Origin of the sequence: Sinorhizobium meliloti, from assembly GCF_017876815.1 — a bacterium.
Classification (GTDB): domain Bacteria; phylum Pseudomonadota; class Alphaproteobacteria; order Rhizobiales; family Rhizobiaceae; genus Sinorhizobium; species Sinorhizobium meliloti.
Map to the genome: position 1 here is coordinate 1,394,450 of NZ_JAGIOS010000001.1, position 18,033 is coordinate 1,412,482.

Genomic DNA, 18,033 nt, shown 5'->3' on the forward strand with positions numbered 1-18,033 from the left:
GCATCCCTGCCTCGCGTGCCACTTTTCTGACATCTTGTTGCGAGGCGCACCACGCCCGGATGTCAAAGGGGACCCGACGTTCAGGGAGGAATGTCCGGACCGGGGAATGGGCGCTCCAATAGACCGATTTTTGGAGTGGAGGATATCAAAATGGCAAACGTCGTGACAGCGGGCGGCACAAAAGCCGGCCCGATGACCGGCGAGGAGAAGAAGGTCATCTTCGCCTCGTCGCTCGGTACCGTCTTCGAATGGTATGATTTCTATCTCTACGGTTCGCTTGCCGTTTATATCGGTGCAACCTTCTTCAGCCAGTATCCCGAGACCACGCGCAACATCTTTGCGCTGCTCGCCTTCGCCGCCGGCTTCCTTGTCCGGCCGTTCGGCGCGCTGGTTTTCGGCCGCCTGGGAGACCTCGTCGGCCGCAAATACACATTCCTCGTCACCATCCTGATCATGGGCGTGTCGACCTTCCTCGTCGGCGTCCTGCCCGGTGCCGCCTCGATCGGCATTGCGGCTCCGATCATCCTGATCGCGCTGCGCCTCCTGCAGGGCCTTGCGCTCGGCGGCGAATACGGCGGTGCCGCGACTTATGTGGCAGAGCATGCGCCGCATGGTCGCCGCGGCTATTTCACCTCGTGGATCCAGACGACGGCGACGCTTGGTCTCTTCCTCTCGCTGGTGGTTATCCTTCTGGTCCAGTACATGCTGGGTAAGGAAGCTTTTGCCGAGTGGGGCTGGCGCATACCCTTCCTGCTCTCCTTCGTACTGCTCGGCGTCTCCGTCTGGATCCGCCTGAAGATGAACGAGTCTCCTGCCTTCAAGAAGATGAAGGAAGAGGGCAAGGGTTCGAAAGCGCCGCTGACGGAGGCTTTCGGCCAGTGGCGCAACGCCAAGATTGCCCTTCTGGCGCTCTTCGGCGCGGTCGTCGGCCAGGCCGTGGTCTGGTATTCCGGCCAGTTCTACGCGCTGTTCTTCCTGCAGAGCATCCTGAAGGTCGACGGCCAGTCGGCAAACCTGATGGTTGCCGCCTCGCTCCTTCTCGGCACGGGCTTTTTCGTCTTCTTCGGCTGGCTGTCGGACAAGATCGGCCGCAAGCCGATCATCATGGCGGGCCTCCTGCTTGCCATGCTCACCTACTTCCCATTGTTCAAGGCGCTGACCTGGGCCGGCAACCCCGCGCTTGCGGAAGCGCAGCAGAGCGTTCGCGCCACCGTCACCGCGGCTCCGGGCGACTGTAAGTTCCAGTTCAACCCGACGGGCACTGCGAAGTTCACCACGTCGTGCGACATCGCCACCGCCTTCCTGACCAAGAACTCGGTTCCCTATGACGTCGTGACCACGGCGGCTGCGGGTACGCCGGCGACGGTGAAGATCGGCGAAACGACGATCACCAGCTATGACGCTATTGCGGCCGGCGACAGGGCGAAGGCCGAGGAAGCGGCCTTCGGCAAGCAGATCAACATGGCGCTGCAGGCCTCGGGCTATCCGCTGGTGCGCGGTGCTGCCAAGGTTCCGGAATCGAAGCTCGACGCCTTCGTCGCTGCCAATCCGGAACTTGGCCTCGACGCCGCTGCCGTGCGCGCCGGCGAAAAGACCATGGTGCCGGCCGACAAGCTCGTCGCCGACAAGCTGCTCACCCAGGAAGAAGTCGGCAGCGCCACCGAAATGGCGGTCTATAACATCGACAAGGGCGGCGCCTTCACGATGGTGGCCGACCCGGCCCGCGTCAACTGGACGGTGATCATTGCCGTGCTGACCGTGCTCGTCATCTATGTGACGATGGTCTACGGCCCTATCGCGGCACTGCTCGTCGAACTCTTCCCGACCCGCATCCGCTATACCGGCATGTCGCTGCCCTACCATATCGGCAATGGCTGGTTCGGCGGGCTGCTTCCGGCAACGGCCTTCGCGATGAGCGCGGCAAAGGGCGATATCTACTACGGCCTCTGGTACCCGATCGTTTTCGCGGGCATCACCCTGGTGATCGGTCTTCTGTTCCTGCCCGAGACGAAGGACCGGGATATCCACACGATGGAGTGAGCCGGCGGACGGGAGCGGGATGGGGAGCGTGTTTCCCATTCCGCTTTCTCAACAGCTCTCCTGACTCCGGCGCGGCTTCCGCGCCGGCTTTTTATTCGGTTTACTCGGCTCCCCTTTCCTTGGCCTCGTGCTCCACATGCCTCAGCACAGGCCAGCCGGCCGCACCGAGATTGAACAGCCAGCCCTGCCGGGCAAAGACGAAAGCCATCATCAGCGCGACCCAGAGCCCGAGCAGCAGGCCGGCGGCGACATCGCTCGGGTAATGCGCGCCGACGACGACGCGCGAGATGCCGACAAGCAGGGCCAGCAGCAGAAACAGCGGCCGAAGCTGCGGCATCACCATCGCGAAGGCGCCGAAGAAGGCGCCGGCCGCCGTGGAATGTCCCGACGGGAAGCTTTCGAACAGCGTGTCGCCGGTGAAGGGCGTGAGGCTGTAGGGGCCGTAATCGGCAAGGAGTTCGGGACGGGCACGGCCGATCAGGAATTTCAGGCCGTGCACCAGCGCGCTCGCCGTGCCGATCGTCAGCAGGAAATAGGCGGAAAGATTGCGCGCCGCGCGCGCCCTCTGCCGCAAGGTGTCGCGCGCGGAGGATCGCCTGACGACGAAGGCGATCAGCAGCAGCAAGGCCGAGCTGTAGATCATCCAGGCGAAGGTGCCGATATCGGTAATGGCGCGGTTGAAGCCGACGACCTCCTCCGGCAGACCTTGCGCCCATTCGGACAGATGCGGGTCGAAAGGGGTGAAGGCGACGACGAGGACGACCGTCATCAGCCAGATCCAGACGGTCAGTGAAAGCGGTCGGTTCATTTTGCTCCTTCCTTCGCCTTATGGATGTGAAGGCGCGGCCGGCAAAATCAAGACCCCGCAAACGCGAAGCACCCCCGGCAAAGCCGGAGGTGCCGTTCTCCAGGGCCTATTGCGCGAAAGCGCAGCCGTCAGGCCGAGAGGCTCTTGAACTCGGCGAGGATCGCGTCGCCCATCTCGGCGGTACCGACCTTCCGGCAGCCCTCCGCCATGATGTCGCCGGTGCGGATGCCCTGATCGAGCACGTTGGCGATCGCCTTCTCCAGGTCGTCGGCTTCCTTCACGAGGTTGAAGGAGTAGCGCAGGCACATGGCGAAGGAAGCGATCATGGCGATCGGGTTGGCGACGCCCGTGCCGGCGATGTCGGGTGCCGAGCCGTGCACCGGCTCGTAGAGCGCCTTGCGCTTGCCGGTCTTGGCATCCGGTGCGCCGAGCGAGGCGGAGGGCAGCATGCCGAGCGAGCCGGTCAGCATGGCGGCGACGTCCGACAGCATGTCGCCGAAAAGGTTGTCGGTGACGATCACGTCGAACTGTTTCGGCTGCCGCACGAGCTGCATGCCGCCGGCATCCGCCAGCATGTGCTCGAGCTGGACATCGGAATATTTCGCCTTGTGCGTCTCGGTCACGACCTGGTTCCAGAGCACGCCCGACTTCATCACGTTGCGCTTTTCCATCGAGCAGACGCGATTGTTGCGGGTACGGGCGAGTTCGAAGGCGACCCCGGCGATGCGCTCGATCTCGTAGGTGTCGTAGACCTGCGTGTCGATACCGCGCTTCTGGCCGTTGCCGAGATCGACGATCTCCTTGGGCTCGCCGAAATAGACGCCGCCCGTCAGCTCGCGCACGATGAGAATGTCGAGGCCCTCGACCAGCTCGGGCTTCAGCGACGATGCGTTGGCGAGCGCCGGGTAGCAGATGGCCGGGCGCAGGTTGGCGAATAGCTCGAGGTCCTTGCGCAGGCGCAGGAGCCCGGCTTCCGGCCGCACCTCGTAGGGCACCGCATCCCATTTCGGTCCGCCGACGGCGCCGAAGAGCACCGCATCGGCGGCAAGCGCCTTCGCCATATCCCCTTCGGAGATCGCCGCGCCATGGGCGTCATAGGCGGACCCACCCACAAGTCCCTCGTCCGTCACGAAGCCGGCGTCACGTTCGGCATTCATGTAAGCGATGATTTTGCGGACTTCCGCCATGGCTTCCGGGCCGATGCCGTCGCCAGGCAGAAGGAAGAGATTGCGCACAGTCATGGAAAGTCCTTCTCGCGTGAAAACTCGGCCGGGTTCTTAGCGCAACTTCGTATCGAGGGAAATTGCGTCTGCGAAAGAATTGTGCGTGCTGCTGTGTCACGGCTACCCTGTTTCCGCTTGACGGAACCGCGCGCCGGCGCTCGAATGGCTGCACTCAACCGGGGATTTCGCCATGTCCGAAACGCTTCTTTTCGGTGCCTTTCTCGCAGCGCTTTCCTACACACTGATCCCCGGCCCCGCCTTCCTGGCGCTTCTGGGCATCGGAGCAGGCCAGGGCCGAAGGGCCGGCGCGCTCTTCATGGGCGGTCATCTTGCCGGCGACATTCTCTGGTCGACATTGGCGCTCGTCGCCATCGTCGGTGCCCGATCGATCGGCACGGCGCTCTTCGACGTGCTCGGGCTCCTCTGCGGCGCCTATCTCGCCTGGATCGGCTGGACCGCGCTTACCGCCCGCCCGAGGGGCGACAGCAAAGGGCTGTTGGTGGTGGAGCGGCCGCTCAGGCGTGGACTTGTCTTCGGGCTCACAAACCCCAAGGGCTATCCGGTCGCGCTCGCGACCTTCACGGCGCTTCTTGCAGGCTCCGCCAATGCGCTGGAATTCACGGCGCTGCCGATGCTGCTTGCCGTGTCGCTGATCGGGTTCCTGGTCGCCGACGTCATTCTCATCGCTATTATCGGCGCATCCGTGGTGCGCCGTTTCTATCGCCGCCACGAGCTGACGATCGTCCGGCTCTCGGGATTGCTCTTCATCGGCTTCGCGGCGCAGGCGGTCTGGCACGCGGCGCCCGGCCTTTTCGGCCTGCGCAGACCTTGACGGTCCGGCGTCGATCGACCACTTCAAGCACCTGCTTCGCGGTTCGCGCTACGCCCCCGCCCGCTGCATTTCGAAAGGAATCCTGATGACCACCATTGCTTCGCTCAACCCCGCCCTCGTGCACTGGACCGGACATGAGGGCCTGCCGCGGTTCGAAGCGATCATGGACGAGGATTTCGCGCCCGCCTTCGATGCGGCCTTGGCGAGCCACGAGGCGGAGATCGAGGCCATTGCCGACAATCCGGAGGATCCCACCTTCGCCAACACCGTCGTCGCGCTGGAAATCGCCGGCGATGAACTTTCGCGCGTCTCCGCTCTCTTCTGGAGCAAGGCGGGTGCCCATACGAACGAGGTGATCCAGGCGCTGGAGCGCGAGATCGCGCCCAAGATGTCGCGCCATTATTCGAAGATCGGCACCAATCCGGCACTCTTCGGCCGCATCGACGCATTGTGGGAGAAACGGGAAGAGCTCGGCCTCGATGTCGAGGCCATGCGCGTTCTGGAGCGGCACTGGAAGAGCTTCGTGAAGGCAGGCGCCAAGCTTCACAAGCCCGAGCAGGAGCGCCTCGCGGCGATCAACGAGAAGCTCGCCGGCCTCGGCGCCCGGTTCGGGCAGAACGTTCTCGCGGACGAGAAGGACTGGGCGCTGATCCTGTCGGGCGAAGAGGACCTGGCGGGGATTCCGGATTTCCTGAGAGATGCGATGGCGGCGGCCGCGCGCGAGCGCGGCGAGGAAGATAAATATGCGGTCACGCTGTCGCGCTCGATCATCGAGCCGTTCCTGACCTTCTCCGAAAGACGGGAACTGCGCGAACAGGCTTTCAGGGCCTGGACGGCGCGCGGCGAAAATGGCGGTGAGACCGACAATCGCGGCATCATCGCCGAAACGCTCGCTCTGCGGGCGGAGAAGGCGAAACTGCTCGGCTATGAGAATTATGCGGCGCTGAAGCTCGACAACACCATGGCGAAGACGCCCGAAGCCGTGAACGGCCTGCTGATGCAGGTATGGGAAAAGGCGGTGGCGCGGGCTCGCGAAGAGGAGGCGGACCTCGCAACGCTCATTGCCGAAGAAGGCCGCAACCACGAGGTCATGCCTTGGGACTGGCGCCACTATGCGGAAAAATTCAGGGCGCAGAAATTCAGCTTCTCGGAAAGCGAACTGAAGCCCTATCTGCAGCTGGAGAAGATCATCGACGCCTGCTTCGCCGTTGCCCGGCGCCTCTTCGGCATCACGGCGACCGAGAAGAAAGGCATTCCCGCCTATCACCCGGACGTCCGCGTCTTCGAGATCCGCGACGCCTCCGGCCGGCTTACGGCCCTTTTCCTCGGCGAATATTTCGCGCGCTCCTCGAAACGCTCCGGCGCCTGGATGAGCTCCTTTCAATCGCAGCACAGGCTGAAGCTCAAGAATGGCGAGACCGGCGAAATCCCGATCGTGTACAATGTCTGCAACTTCGCGAAACCCGCCGAGGGCAAGCCGGCGCTTCTGTCGATCGACGACGCCCGCACGCTCTTCCACGAATTCGGCCATGCGCTGCACGGCATGCTTTCCAATGTCACCTATCCCTCGGTTTCGGGTACCGGTGTCGCGCGCGATTTCGTGGAGCTGCCCTCGCAGCTTTACGAGCATTGGCTGACGGTGCCTGATATTCTGAGGAAATATGCGGTGCACTACAGGACCGGCGAGCCGATGCCGCAGGCGCTGCTCGACAAGGTGCTGGCGGCGCGGACGTTCAATTCCGGCTTCGCGACGGTCGAGTTTACCGCCTCGGCTCTCGTCGACATGGCCTATCACACGGCGGAAGCGGTCGGCGATCCGATGGCGCTCGAAGCGGCGACGCTCGAGAAGATCGGCCTGCCGCAGTCGATCGTCATGCGCCACCGCAGCCCGCATTTCCTTCACGTCTTCTCCGGCGACGGCTATTCGGCCGGCTACTACTCCTACATGTGGTCGGAGGTACTCGACGCCGACGCATTCGCGGCCTTCGAGGAGACCGGCGATCCCTTCGATCCGGCGATGGCGGCCAGACTGAAGGACAATATCTATTCGGTCGGCGGGTCCCTCGATCCGGAAGATGCCTACAAGGCCTTCCGCGGCAAGCTGCCGAGCCCGGATGCGATGCTGGCGAAGAAGGGGCTGGCGGCCTAGGTTTAAGTCGGGAAAATTGCCCCTCACCCTAGCCCTCTCCCCGCAAGCGGGGAGAGGGGACGTGCGCCGCATGGGCGATCTCATTGCGGCTACGCCTATGGCGTGGAGGGGGACCGGGAGGGTGCGGCGTCGCCCCTTCGCCCCGCTTGCGGGGAGAAGGTCGCGGCAGCGGGATGAGGGGCTCAATCGGCCCAAATGAGGACGCGATCAGGCGAGATCTACGCCTGCTCAACGCCCAGCACAGCCAGCAGATTGCGCATGCGTGCCGCCGCGAGTTCCGGCTTGTCGAGCACATTGGCCTGATCTGCCAGGCGGAAGATGTCGGCATAATGGAGCAATCCGCGGGCCGATTGCAGGCCGGACGGCAGGGTGAAATGCCGTTGGTGGCCGTTCAGCCAGGCCAGGAAGACGACGCCGGCCTTGTAGTATTGCGTCGGCGCTTCGAAGATCTTGCGCGAGAGAGGCACGGTCGGCTCGATGACGCCGCGAAAGGTCGCAAGATCACCCTCGGCGAGGGCCGCGAGCGCCTTCGAGGCGGACGGCGCGACGGCGTCGAAGATGCCGAGCAGTGCGTGGCTGTACTTCTTGCCGTCGCCCTCGATCAGTTCCGCATAGTTGAAGTCGTCGCCGGTGAAGCAGAGCACGCCCTCCGGCAGCCGGCTGCGCAGCGCCAGTTCCTTGGCGTTGTCGAGCAGCGAAATCTTGATGCCCTCTATCTTTGCGCTGTTCTCGCCGATGATGGCCAGCACGGTTTCGAGCGCCTGCCCGAAGTTTTCCGAGCCCCAGTAGCCTTTGAGCTGCGGGTCGAACATGTCGCCCAGCCAGTGGAGTACGACCTTGTCCTTCGTCCGGGACAGGATGCGGCCATAGACGCGGCGGTAGTCGTCGGGGGAGCGCGCCACGCGGGCGAGCGCCCGGCTCGCCATCATGATCGCCCGGCCGCCCTCGGCCTCGACGAAGCCGACCTGTTCCTCGTAGGCCGCGATGACATCGTCTATCGAGCGCGCGTCGGCTGGCGAAAGGTGGTCGGTGCCGGCGCCGCAGGCGAGATCGGCGCCCGGAACGCTTCGCGCTTCGGCGAGCGAGCGGCGGATCAGTTCCTGCGCCGCCGGCCATGGAAGTCCCATGCCGCGTTGCGCGGTATCCATCGCCTCGGCGATCCTGAAGCCGAGGCCCCACAGGTGATGGCGGAAGGCCATCGTCGCCTCCCAGTCGATCGCCGGATTGCCCCAAGGGTCGCTATCGCGAAGCGGATCGGAAACGACATGCGCGGCCGCATAGGCGATGCGGTTGAAGGCCGGGGCCGCGCCGGGCCGGGTGATGGGTTCGCCCCGAAGCCGGTACTCTTCGAGCGAACCGTCCTGGCGCGGCATAAAAACGCTGGTCATCGGCTTTAAGTCCTCCTCTAGCTCATCGCATCGAATAATTTAGATCGTTCCAAATTTCAAGGCGAAAATCAAACTCTCTCCTCGCAGCAGGGGGCGCTCACCTTTGGAATCTCCGTCCTTCCGAAAAGAAGTAATCCCCTCGGAGTAGCTATATCAGCTACTTAAGGGAACGCTGCAGTTCCATGCATTGCCAAGCGCCGGGCTAAATCGGAGAAGAATGTGAGCAGAAGCCTCTTGACGAAATTGGAACGTTCCAATTATTAAGAATGCAAGAGATGAATTTTCAGGAGGATGTTCATGGGGAAGGAGCGGGTGACGGTTGTCGACATCGCGCGCGCCGCCGGCGTGTCGAAGTCGACCGTGTCGCTTGTGCTGCAGGCAAGTCCGCTCGTCAATGAATCGACGCGGGCGAAGGTCAATGCAGTGATCCGTGAGCTCGGCTATGTGTATAATCGCAGCGCCGCCAATCTGCGCCAGGCGAGATCGAAGATCATCGGCATCGTCGTCAACGATCTCACGAACAGCTTCTTTGCGGAACTCGCGGTCGGCGTCGATGAGGTCGTGCAGACGGCCGGTTTCGTGCAGTTCCTCGCGAATACGAGCGAGAAGCTCGACCGCCAGCGCGAGGTCATCGCTTCGATGCGCGAGCACGGGGTGTCGGGGCTCATCATATCCCCGGCGCGCGGAACGGAAGCCGCGGATCTCACGCCGCTCGTTGCCGCCGGCATTCCGGTCGTGCTCGTCGTGCGCGACATTCCCGGCGCCGGTGTATCCTCTTTGACTTCGGACAATCACGCCGGCGCCGTTGCCGCCGTGCGCCACCTGGTCGAGCGTGGCCATCGGCGCGTCGCCTTCCTCGGAGGCTTCGCCGATACCGCGGTCTTCGAAGCACGCATGCGCGGCTATGGCGATGCCCTTCGGGAAGCGGGCCTCGAGGTCTCAGACGATCTCATCATCGGTTCGGCGCCGTCGCGCGCCGGCGGGGTGACGGCGATCGAGCAGGCGATGATGCTGAAGGAGCGGCCGACCGCGGCGCTCTGCTTCAACGATGCCGTCGCCTTCGGCGTCTGCGACGGGCTGCGTGCGCGCCGGCTGGAGCCCGGCGAGGATTTCGCGGTGATCGGTTTCGATGACGTGATCGAGGCCAAGACCGCGGTGCCGGCGCTGACCACGGTCTCCGTCGATCCGCAGGGCATGGGCGAGCGTGCGGCGGAACTGCTCTTGAAACAGATCAATAGCGGCCGTGTCGAGCCGGAAGCGATCGTCAGCCCGGTTCGGCTCGCCATTCGCCAGAGCTGCGGCGCTGCCGTCGGACGCAGAGTGAAGGAGATTTCGTCATGATTCGCTGGGGACTGATCGGCGCGAGCACGATCGCGCGCGAATGGGTGATCGGCGCCATCCGCGCCGCAGGCGGCGAAGTCGTCTCGGTGATGAGCTCGAGCGCGGAACGAGGAGAGGCCTATGCCGCGGAGAACGGGATCGCAAAGGCTGTGACAAGCGTCGACGATCTCGTCGGCGATCCCGACGTGGACGCCGTCTACATCTCGACGACCAACGAGCTTCACCACGGCCAGGCGCTGGCAGCGATCCGCGCCGGCAAGCACGTTCTCTGCGAGAAGCCGCTGGCGATGAACCTCAATGACGGCTGTGAAATGGTGCTCAAGGCCTGTGAGGCCGGCGTCGTGCTCGGCACCAATCATCACTTGCGCAATGCCGCCACGCATCGGGCCATGCGGGAAGCGATCGCCGCGGGCCGGATCGGCCGGCCGATCGCGGCGCGGGTCTTCCATGCCGTCTATCTGCCGCCGCACCTCCAGGGCTGGCGGCTCGACAAGCCGGAGGCGGGCGGCGGCGTCATTCTCGATATCACCGTGCACGACGCCGACACGCTGCGCTTCGTTCTGAACGACGACCCGATCGAGGCCGTCGCGATCAGCCACAGCGCCGGCATGGGCAAGGAAGGACTCGAGGACGGGGTCATGGGCGTGCTCCGCTTCCGCTCCGGCGTCATCGCCCAGTTCCATGATGCCTTCACCACGAAATTTGCCGAGACGGGTCTCGAAGTGCACGGAACCGCGGGATCGCTGATCGGCCGCAACGTGATGACGCAGCGGCCTGTCGGCACGGTCGTGCTGCGCAATGAAGAGGGCGAGAGCGAGTTGCCGCTCGACCACCGCAATCTCTACGAGACGGCGATCGCGGCTTTCCATTCGGCGATCGGGGGCAATGGCCGTCCGTCGGCGAGCGGTGAGGACGGCGTCTGGTCGCTCGCCACCGGCCTTGCGGTGGTCAAGGCGGCCGCCACCGGCGGTGCCGTCGAGATCGAAACGGGACTTTGATGCGCATGACGGGCAAACATATTTCGCTTGCGGACGCTGCCGGCCTGATTCCGGACGGCGCAGTCGTTTCGGTCTCCTCCTCCAGCGGGCTTGGCTGCCCGGACCTGATGCTGAAGGCGATCGGCGAGCGCTTCGAGGCGACCGGACACCCGCGCGATCTGACGACGCTGCATCCGATAGCCGCCGGCGACATGAGCGGCATCAAGGGCGTGGACTACATCGCCAGGAAGGGTCTCCTGAAAAAGATCATCGGAGGCTCCTATCCTTCCGGTCCGTCGAGCGCCGAACCGCCGCTGATCTGGCAGATGATCGGCGCGAACGAGGTGGCAGCCTACAATATTCCCTCCGGCATTCTCTTCGACATGCATCGCGAGGCGGCGGCGAAGCGTCCCGGCGTAATGACCAAAGTCGGGCTCGACACCTTCGTCGACCCGTCGCGCGAAGGCTGCGCCATGAATGCGTCCGCCGCTGCCGAACCGGTGGTGAAGAAGGTCGCCTTCGAGGGCGAGGACTGGCTTTATTTCAAGGCGATCGCGCCGCAGGTGGCGATCATCCGCGCGACGACCGCCGACGAGCGCGGCAATCTCACCTATGAACACGAGGGCGCCTATCTCGGCGGCCTCGACCAGGCGCTTGCGGCCCGCAACAATGGCGGCATCGTCATTGCCCAGGTGAAGCGGATAGCCAAGGAGGGCTCGCTGAAGCCTCATGATGTGCGTGTTCCGGGCGTCCTGGTCGACTATGTCGTCGTGGATCCCGATCAGAAGCAGACGACGCAGACGCTCTATGACCCCGCCATTTCCGGCGAGATTTTCCGTCCGCTCGACAGCTTCCGGCTGCCGGAATTCAATATCCAGAAGGCGATCGCGCGGCGCGTCGCCCAGGAGCTCGAGGCGGGCAGTGCGGTCAATCTCGGTTTCGGCATTTCCGCCAACGTCCCGCGCATCCTCATCGAAGAGGGTCTGCACGGCGCAGTCACCTGGGTCATCGAACAGGGCGCCGTCGGCGGTGTGCCGCTCCTCGATTTCGCCTTCGGCTGCGCTTCCAATGCGGACGCCTTCATGCCGTCGCCGTACCAGTTCACCTATTTCCAGGGCGCAGGCTTCGATGCCTCGCTGCTCTCCTTCCTGGAGATCGACCGCACCGGCTCCGTCAACGTCTCGAAGCTCAGCTTCCGGCCGCATGTGACGGCGGGGGCAGGCGGCTTCGTGGACATAACCGCGCGGGCGAAGAAGATCGTCTTCTCCGGCATGTTCAATGCGGGCGCGAAGCTGGCGGTCGCCAATGGCCGGCTCGTGATCGAGAAGGAAGGCAAGCTCAGGAAGCTCGTCAACGCGGTCGAGCACGTCACTTTCTCCGGCCGCCGCGCCGTCGAGCAGGGGCAGGACATCACCTATGTCACCGAGCGCTGCGTGATGAAACTGACCCCGGAGGGCGTGATGCTCACCGAAATCGCCCCGGGCGTTGATCTCGAAACGGATATCCTTGGCCAGTCGGAGTTTCCGCTGATCGTCTCCGACGCGCTGAAGCCGATGGATCCGGCGCTGTTCGGCGAGGGGCCGATCGGCCTGACGCTGCCCGCCAAGGCGCCGCGCCGGCTCAAGGGAGGCGCCGATGGCTGACGAACGCATCCGCGTCGATTTCGAAGGCCCCATAGCGATCGTGACGGTCGCACGGCCGGAAAAGCTCAACGCCTTCGACATCGACATGCTGAAAGCGCTCGACTCGGCCTGCGATACGGTCGAGGCAAGGCGCGACTTGCGGGCCGTGATCCTTACCGGCGAGGGCAAGGCCTTTTCCGCCGGCGGCGACATCAAGGCCTGGGGCGGAATGGAGCCAGCCGCCTTCGGCCATGACTGGGTGCGTTTCGGCCACCGCGTTTTCGAGCGGCTCGCGACGCTGCGCATGCCGGTGATCGCGGCCCTCAACGGCCATGCGCTTGGCGGCGGTCTGGAGCTCGCGGCGGCGGCGGATATACGTCTGGCCGAAAAACAGGTGAAGATCGGCCTGCCGGAGACGAGCCTCGGCATGGTTCCGGGCTGGTCGGGCACGCAGCGCCTGGTCGCGCGCTTCGGCGCGCAGATCGTTCGCCGCATGGTGCTCGGCGGCGAGATGTTCTCGGCGGCGGAAGCCAGGGCCGAGGGGCTCATCGACGCAGTGGTCGAGACCGGCGCGGTCATGCAGGCGGCGCGCGACTACGCCGCGCGGGTCGCCGGCCGCGGGCCGGCGGCGCTCGAAATATCGAAGCTGATGATCGCCTCGGCGAGCGGCGAAGACAAGGGCGCGGCGGTGGAAGCGTTGGGATCGATCCTCGTCGCCAAGACCGGCGATCTCAAGGAAGGCGTAGCCGCCTTCAGCGAAAAGCGTGAAGCCCGCTTCAAGGGAGAATGGTGATGACGGTGGTGGTGAGGCCGAAGGCGCTCGGCGACTACGATACCCGCGAATTCCGGATGCTGATCGACGGTCAGTGGGTGGATGGCGCCGAGGGCCGCACGATCGAGCGGGTGGCGCCGGGTCACGGCGTCGTCGTCAGCCGCTATCAGGCGGCGGCGAAAGCGGATGCCGAACGGGCGATCGCCGCCGCACGGCGCGCTTTCGACGAAGGTCCATGGCCGCGCATGACCGCCTCGGAACGGTCGTTGATCCTGCTCAGGGCCGCCGACATGATTGCCGCGCGAGCGGATGAGCTCGCTTTTCTCGACGCGGTCGAATCCGGCAAGCCGATCAGCCAGGCGAAGGGCGAATTGGCGGGTGCCGCCGACATCTGGCGCTATGCGGCAGCACTTGCCCGCGAACTCTCGGGCGAAAGCTACAATACGCTCGGGGAGGGTACGCTCGGCGTCGTGCTGCGCGAGCCGATCGGCGTCGTATCGATCATCACGCCGTGGAACTTCCCTTTCCTGATCGTCAGCCAGAAGCTTCCCTTCGCCCTTGCCGCCGGCTGCACGACGGTGGTGAAGCCCTCTGAACTCACCTCGGCCTCGACGCTGGTTCTCGGCGAAATCCTGGAAGCGGCCGGCGTGCCCCAGGGGGTCGTGAACATCATCGTCGGCACGGGGCCGGAGGCCGGCGCGCCGCTCACCACGCACCCGCATGTCGACATGGTCTCCTTTACCGGCTCGACCGGAATCGGCCAGCTGACCATGGCGAATGCGGCGCAGACCCTGAAGAAGGTCTCGCTGGAACTCGGCGGCAAGAACCCGCAGATCGTCTTTCCGGACGCAAACCTGGACGAATTCATCGATGCGGCCGTCTTCGGCGCCTATTTCAATGCCGGCGAATGCTGCAATGCCGGCTCGCGGCTGATCCTGCACCGCGATATCGCCGAGGAGGTGACGGCGCGCATCGCCAGCCTCTCGGCCAAGGTCAAGGTCGGCGATCCGCTCGACCCCGAAACGCAGGTCGGCGCGATCATTACGCCGCAGCATCTGCAAAAGATCGCCGGCTATGTTTCTTCGGCGTCGAACGAAGGCGCGAGAATAGCCCATGGCGGCACCACGCTCGATCTCGGCATGGGACAGTTCATGGCGCCGACCATCCTGTCGGCCGTTCGGCCCGAAATGGCCGTGGCCCGGGAGGAAGTCTTCGGGCCGGTTCTCTCCGTTCTGACTTTCGAGAAGACGGAAGAGGCGATCCGCATCGCCAATTCGATCGATTACGGGCTTTCCGCCGGAGTCTGGAGCCGCGACTTCGATACCTGCCTGACGATCGGGCGGCGCGTACGCGCCGGCACGGTCTGGATGAACACCTTCATGGATGGCGCATCCGAGCTGCCTTTCGGCGGCTACCGGCAATCCGGGCTCGGCCGCGAGCTCGGTCGCCATGCTGTCGAGGACTATACGGAGACGAAGACGCTCAACATGCATATCGGCCGGCGCAGCAACTGGTGGATGCCGCGCTGAGGAAGGGGAGGGGTGAGGTTTCGTAATCGGCGAAAGGGTGTAACGTCTTGAATTGGCCGGGTGATGTTAGTCGCAGGCCATGCCGTCCGCGGGAACCGGGCGGTACCAGAAAAGAGCGGAGGAGGTTCCGCTTCGGAAACTTGCAAACGGGAGGATAACGATGCGCAAGTTCATGACGACGACTGCTGTTGCAGCACTGATGTTGGCGGCGACAGCCGCGCGTGCAGCCGAGAATGTGGAAGTACTGCACTGGTGGACGTCCGGCGGCGAAGCCGCGGCCCTCGACGTCCTCAAGAAGGACCTGGAGAGCAAGGGCATCAGCTGGACCGACATGCCGGTCGCCGGCGGCGGCGGCACCGAAGCGATGACGGTGCTTCGTGCCCGCGTCACCGCGGGCAATGCGCCGACGGCCGTGCAGATGCTCGGCTTCGACATTCTGGACTGGGCCAAGGAAGGCGCGCTGGGCAATCTGGACGAGGTCGCCGCCAAGGAAGGCTGGGACAAGGTCGTTCCGGCTGCCCTTCAGCAATTCTCGAAATATGACGGCCACTGGATCGCCGCGCCGGTGAACGTTCACTCGACCAACTGGGTCTGGATCAACAAGGCCGCGCTCGACAAGGCCGGCGCGAAGGAACCGACGACCTGGGAAGAGCTGATCGCACTGCTCGACAAGTTCAAGGAGCAGGGCATCACGCCGATCGCCCATGGCGGCCAGCCCTGGCAGGACGCGACGATCTTCGACGCCGTGGTTCTTTCGCTGGGCAACGACTTCTACAAGCAGGCTTTCATTGATCTCGATCCGGCGGCACTCGGCGGCGACAAGATGAAGGAAGCCTTCGATCGCATGACGAAACTGCGCTCCTATGTGGACGACAACTTCTCCGGCCGCGACTGGAACCTCGCCTCGGCGATGGTCATCGAGAACAAGGCCGGCCTGCAGTTCATGGGTGACTGGGCGAAGGGCGAGTTCCTGAAGGCGAAGAAGGTGCCCGGCACCGATTTCGTCTGCATGCGCTTCCCCGGAACGCAAGGTTCGGTCACCTTCAATTCCGACCAGTTCGCAATGTTCAAGGTTTCGGAAGACAAGGTTCCGGCACAGCTGCAGATGGCTTCGGCAATCGAGAGCCCGGCCTTCCAGTCGGCCTTCAACGTCGTCAAGGGGTCCGTTCCCGCCCGCACCGACGTCCCCGATACCGATTTCGACGCCTGCGGCAAGAAGGGCATCAAGGACCTCGCGGAAGCCAATACCAACGGCACGCTTTTCGGCTCCATGGCCCACGGTCATGCCAATCCGGCTGCCGTCAAGAACGCGATCTACGACGTGGTCACGCGCCAGTTCAACGGCGAACTCAACTCGGAAGAGGCGGTGACGGAACTCGTCGCGGCGGTCGAGGCTGCGAAGTAAGGCGGAGCGAGGGAAGTTGCCCTTCTCCTCGGGTTAAACCCGAGGACTAACCCTCTCCCCGCTCGCGGGGAGAGGGGACGGAGGCGGCGCGGCATACCCCTTCTCCCCGCATGCGGGGAGAAGGTGCCGGCAGGCGGATGAGGGGCAGACCGCGGCACGAACGAAACATACGGTGGTAGCAAACATGGATAGCCGCAACCGGCTGCAGGAGCTTTTGCCGAAGCTCGTGCTCGCCCCCAGCTTTCTCATAGTTCTGGTGTTCGTCTACGGCTTCATAGCCTATACGGGCTTCCTGTCGATGACGGACAGCAAGATGCTGCCGTCCTACAATTTCGTGGGTTTGAGCAATTACAGCCGGCTTTGGGCCCTGCCGCATTGGTGGCGCGCGGTCAGCAACCTGGCGATCTTCGCCACGCTCTACATCGCCGTCTGCTCGGTGCTGGGACTGGCGCTGGCGATCCTGCTCGACCAGAAGATCCGCGCTGAGGGATTTCTGAGGCCCGTCTATCTCTATCCGATGGCGCTTTCCTTCATCGTCACCGGCACCGCATGGAAATGGTTCCTCGATCCGGGGATCGGGCTCGAGAACACGATGCATCTCTGGGGCTGGGAAAGCTTCTCGTTCAACTGGATCAAGGACCGCAACTACGCGATCTACTGCGTCGTCATCGCCGCCGTCTGGCAGTCGACCGGCTTCATCATGGCGATGTTCCTGGCGGGTCTGCGCGGCGTCGACAACGAGATCATCAAGGCCGCCCAGATCGACGGGGCGACGACCCCCACCATCTATCGGCGGATCATCATTCCCCTGATGCGGCCGGTCTTCCTTTCGGCTTTTGTCGTCCTCGCCCATCTGGCCATCAAGGCCTACGACCTGATCATCGCACTGACGGGCGGCGGGCCGGGGCAGGCGACCGAGCTGCCGGCGACCTTCATGTATTCCTACACCTTCACCCGAAACCAGATGGCGATCGGCGCCTCGTCGGCGATCGTGATGCTGGTGATGATCTTCTCGATCATCGTTCCCTATCTATATTCCGAAGTCCGGGGAGGAAAACGCTGATGGGCGCTCCCAATCCCGAGAACGTCATCTCGCACAACCGCCTGACGCGCGCCCTGATCTATTCGGCGCTGATCCTCTTCGCACTCTATTCGCTGCTGCCGCTCTACGTGATGCTGGTGAATTCCCTGAAGCCGCTGGATGAGATTCGCCAGGGCGGCATGCTGAACCTGCCTCAGACCTGGACCGTCGAACCGTGGCTCTCGGCCTGGTCGACGGCGCAGATCGGCGTGCAGCCGACGGGCCTTCGACCTTTCTTCATCAATTCGATCCTGATGGTCGTTCCGGCCGTGGCGATCTCCACGATCATCGGCGCGCTCAACGGCTACGTGCTGACCAAGTGGCGCTTCCCCGGCGCGAACATATTCTTCGGCATGCTGCTTCTCTCCTGCTTCATCCCCTTCCAGATCGTGCTGATCCCGATGGCGCGCATTCTCGGTATTCTCGGCATCGCCGGTTCGATCTGGGGTCTGATCCTGGTTCATGTGGTCTACGGTATCGGCTTCACGACGCTCTATTTCCGCAACTACTACGAGGCCTTCCCGACCGAGCTGGTGCGTGCGGCGCAGATCGACGGCGCCAGCTTCTTCCAGATATTCCGGCGGATATTGCTGCCGTCGTCAGGGCCGATCATCGTCGTCTCGGTCATCTGGCAGTTCACCAATATCTGGAACGACTTCCTGTTCGGGGCCTCGTTCTCCGGGCCGTATTCAACGCCGATGACGGTGGCTCTCAACAATCTCGTGAGCTCGTCAACGGGGGTCAAGGAATACAATGTCCACTTCGCCGGCGCGATCCTCGCCGCCCTGCCAACGCTCATCGTCTACATCGTGTCCGGCCGCTATTTCGTCCGCGGGCTGATGTCCGGCGCCGTGAAAGGATAAGCC

General features: G+C 64.0%; 14 protein-coding genes. 11 read left to right on the plus strand and 3 right to left on the minus strand.

Annotated elements, in window-relative coordinates; genetic code table 11:
* Positions 1-150: 150 nt before the first annotated feature.
* Positions 151-2,040: an MFS transporter gene (locus tag JOH52_RS06605; RefSeq protein WP_014527006.1), complete on the plus strand. Its 1,890-nt coding sequence runs from the start codon at positions 151-153 to the stop codon at positions 2,038-2,040.
* A 100-nt stretch (positions 2,041-2,140) separates the two neighbouring features.
* Here JOH52_RS06605 and JOH52_RS06610 read toward each other — a convergent pair whose 3' ends face one another.
* Both JOH52_RS06610 and leuB read right to left on the minus strand, forming a co-directional pair.
* Positions 2,141-2,848 carry a phosphatase PAP2 family protein gene (locus JOH52_RS06610; RefSeq protein WP_010970563.1) on the minus strand — a complete coding sequence of 236 codons (708 nt, stop codon included), beginning with the start codon at positions 2,846-2,848 and terminating at the stop codon, positions 2,141-2,143.
* Positions 2,849-2,976: 128 nt separating this feature from the next.
* The gene (gene leuB, locus JOH52_RS06615) at positions 2,977-4,089 is read right to left on the minus strand and encodes a 3-isopropylmalate dehydrogenase (RefSeq protein WP_003535893.1); all 1,113 of its coding nucleotides are present in this window, start codon (positions 4,087-4,089) and stop codon (positions 2,977-2,979) included.
* A 172-nt stretch (positions 4,090-4,261) separates the two neighbouring features.
* On the opposite strand from leuB, the gene JOH52_RS06620 reads away from it, so the two are divergent.
* Positions 4,262-4,903 carry a LysE family translocator gene (locus JOH52_RS06620; RefSeq protein WP_010970562.1) on the plus strand — a complete coding sequence of 214 codons (642 nt, stop codon included), beginning with the start codon at positions 4,262-4,264 and terminating at the stop codon, positions 4,901-4,903.
* Between the two features lie 85 nt (positions 4,904-4,988).
* Entirely contained in the window at positions 4,989-7,052 is a 2,064-nt protein-coding gene (locus tag JOH52_RS06625) for a M3 family metallopeptidase (RefSeq protein ID WP_010970561.1), read from the plus strand.
* Between the two features lie 218 nt (positions 7,053-7,270).
* Here JOH52_RS06625 and JOH52_RS06630 read toward each other — a convergent pair whose 3' ends face one another.
* The gene (locus tag JOH52_RS06630; protein WP_010970560.1) at positions 7,271-8,440 is read right to left on the minus strand and encodes a dihydrodipicolinate synthase family protein; all 1,170 of its coding nucleotides are present in this window, start codon (positions 8,438-8,440) and stop codon (positions 7,271-7,273) included.
* Between the two features lie 297 nt (positions 8,441-8,737).
* On the opposite strand from JOH52_RS06630, the gene JOH52_RS06635 reads away from it, so the two are divergent.
* From JOH52_RS06635 to JOH52_RS06670, 8 genes are all read left to right on the plus strand, one after another.
* Positions 8,738-9,781: a LacI family DNA-binding transcriptional regulator gene (locus tag JOH52_RS06635; protein WP_107010567.1), complete on the plus strand. Its 1,044-nt coding sequence runs from the start codon at positions 8,738-8,740 to the stop codon at positions 9,779-9,781.
* Entirely contained in the window at positions 9,778-10,779 is a 1,002-nt protein-coding gene (locus JOH52_RS06640; RefSeq protein ID WP_003535887.1) for a 1,5-anhydro-D-fructose reductase, read from the plus strand. The genes JOH52_RS06635 and JOH52_RS06640 overlap by 4 nt, the downstream gene beginning before the upstream one ends.
* On the plus strand, positions 10,779-12,401 hold the full coding sequence (locus JOH52_RS06645) for an acyl CoA:acetate/3-ketoacid CoA transferase (RefSeq protein ID WP_014529972.1): 1,623 nt from the start codon (positions 10,779-10,781) through the stop codon (positions 12,399-12,401). The genes JOH52_RS06640 and JOH52_RS06645 overlap by 1 nt, the downstream gene beginning before the upstream one ends.
* Positions 12,394-13,173 (plus strand): enoyl-CoA hydratase/isomerase family protein, encoded by a 780-nt coding sequence (locus tag JOH52_RS06650; RefSeq protein ID WP_010970558.1) that lies wholly within the window; start codon positions 12,394-12,396, stop codon positions 13,171-13,173. The genes JOH52_RS06645 and JOH52_RS06650 overlap by 8 nt, the downstream gene beginning before the upstream one ends.
* Entirely contained in the window at positions 13,173-14,681 is a 1,509-nt protein-coding gene (locus JOH52_RS06655) for an aldehyde dehydrogenase family protein (RefSeq protein WP_013844936.1), read from the plus strand. Before JOH52_RS06650 ends, JOH52_RS06655 begins: the two co-directional genes overlap by 1 nt.
* Positions 14,682-14,841: 160 nt before the next feature.
* Entirely contained in the window at positions 14,842-16,086 is a 1,245-nt protein-coding gene (locus JOH52_RS06660) for an ABC transporter substrate-binding protein (RefSeq protein WP_010970556.1), read from the plus strand.
* A gap of 184 nt (positions 16,087-16,270) precedes the next feature.
* A complete protein-coding gene (locus tag JOH52_RS06665; protein WP_010970555.1) occupies positions 16,271-17,149 on the plus strand; it encodes a carbohydrate ABC transporter permease in 879 nt (292 codons plus the stop codon).
* Entirely contained in the window at positions 17,149-18,030 is an 882-nt protein-coding gene (locus tag JOH52_RS06670; RefSeq protein ID WP_003535874.1) for a carbohydrate ABC transporter permease, read from the plus strand. The genes JOH52_RS06665 and JOH52_RS06670 overlap by 1 nt, the downstream gene beginning before the upstream one ends.
* Positions 18,031-18,033: the final 3 nt, after the last annotated feature.

Bases quoted from the DNA above. Each gene is read 5' to 3' on its own strand.
- JOH52_RS06640 (WP_003535887.1), top strand. From the start codon at position 9,778: ATGATTCGCTGGGGACTGATCGGCGCGAGCACGATCGCGCGCGAATGG.
- JOH52_RS06635 (WP_107010567.1), top strand. From the start codon at position 8,738: ATGGGGAAGGAGCGGGTGACGGTTGTCGACATCGCGCGCGCCGCCGGC.
- JOH52_RS06645 (WP_014529972.1), top strand. From the start codon at position 10,779: ATGCGCATGACGGGCAAACATATTTCGCTTGCGGACGCTGCCGGCCTG.
- JOH52_RS06630 (WP_010970560.1), bottom strand. From the start codon at position 8,440: ATGACCAGCGTTTTTATGCCGCGCCAGGACGGTTCGCTCGAAGAGTAC.
- JOH52_RS06620 (WP_010970562.1), top strand. From the start codon at position 4,262: ATGTCCGAAACGCTTCTTTTCGGTGCCTTTCTCGCAGCGCTTTCCTAC.
- leuB (WP_003535893.1), bottom strand. From the start codon at position 4,089: ATGACTGTGCGCAATCTCTTCCTTCTGCCTGGCGACGGCATCGGCCCG.
- JOH52_RS06610 (WP_010970563.1), bottom strand. From the start codon at position 2,848: ATGAACCGACCGCTTTCACTGACCGTCTGGATCTGGCTGATGACGGTC.
- JOH52_RS06625 (WP_010970561.1), top strand. From the start codon at position 4,989: ATGACCACCATTGCTTCGCTCAACCCCGCCCTCGTGCACTGGACCGGA.
- JOH52_RS06670 (WP_003535874.1), top strand. From the start codon at position 17,149: ATGGGCGCTCCCAATCCCGAGAACGTCATCTCGCACAACCGCCTGACG.
- JOH52_RS06660 (WP_010970556.1), top strand. From the start codon at position 14,842: ATGCGCAAGTTCATGACGACGACTGCTGTTGCAGCACTGATGTTGGCG.
- JOH52_RS06665 (WP_010970555.1), top strand. From the start codon at position 16,271: ATGGATAGCCGCAACCGGCTGCAGGAGCTTTTGCCGAAGCTCGTGCTC.
- JOH52_RS06650 (WP_010970558.1), top strand. From the start codon at position 12,394: ATGGCTGACGAACGCATCCGCGTCGATTTCGAAGGCCCCATAGCGATC.
- JOH52_RS06655 (WP_013844936.1), top strand. From the start codon at position 13,173: ATGACGGTGGTGGTGAGGCCGAAGGCGCTCGGCGACTACGATACCCGC.
- JOH52_RS06605 (WP_014527006.1), top strand. From the start codon at position 151: ATGGCAAACGTCGTGACAGCGGGCGGCACAAAAGCCGGCCCGATGACC.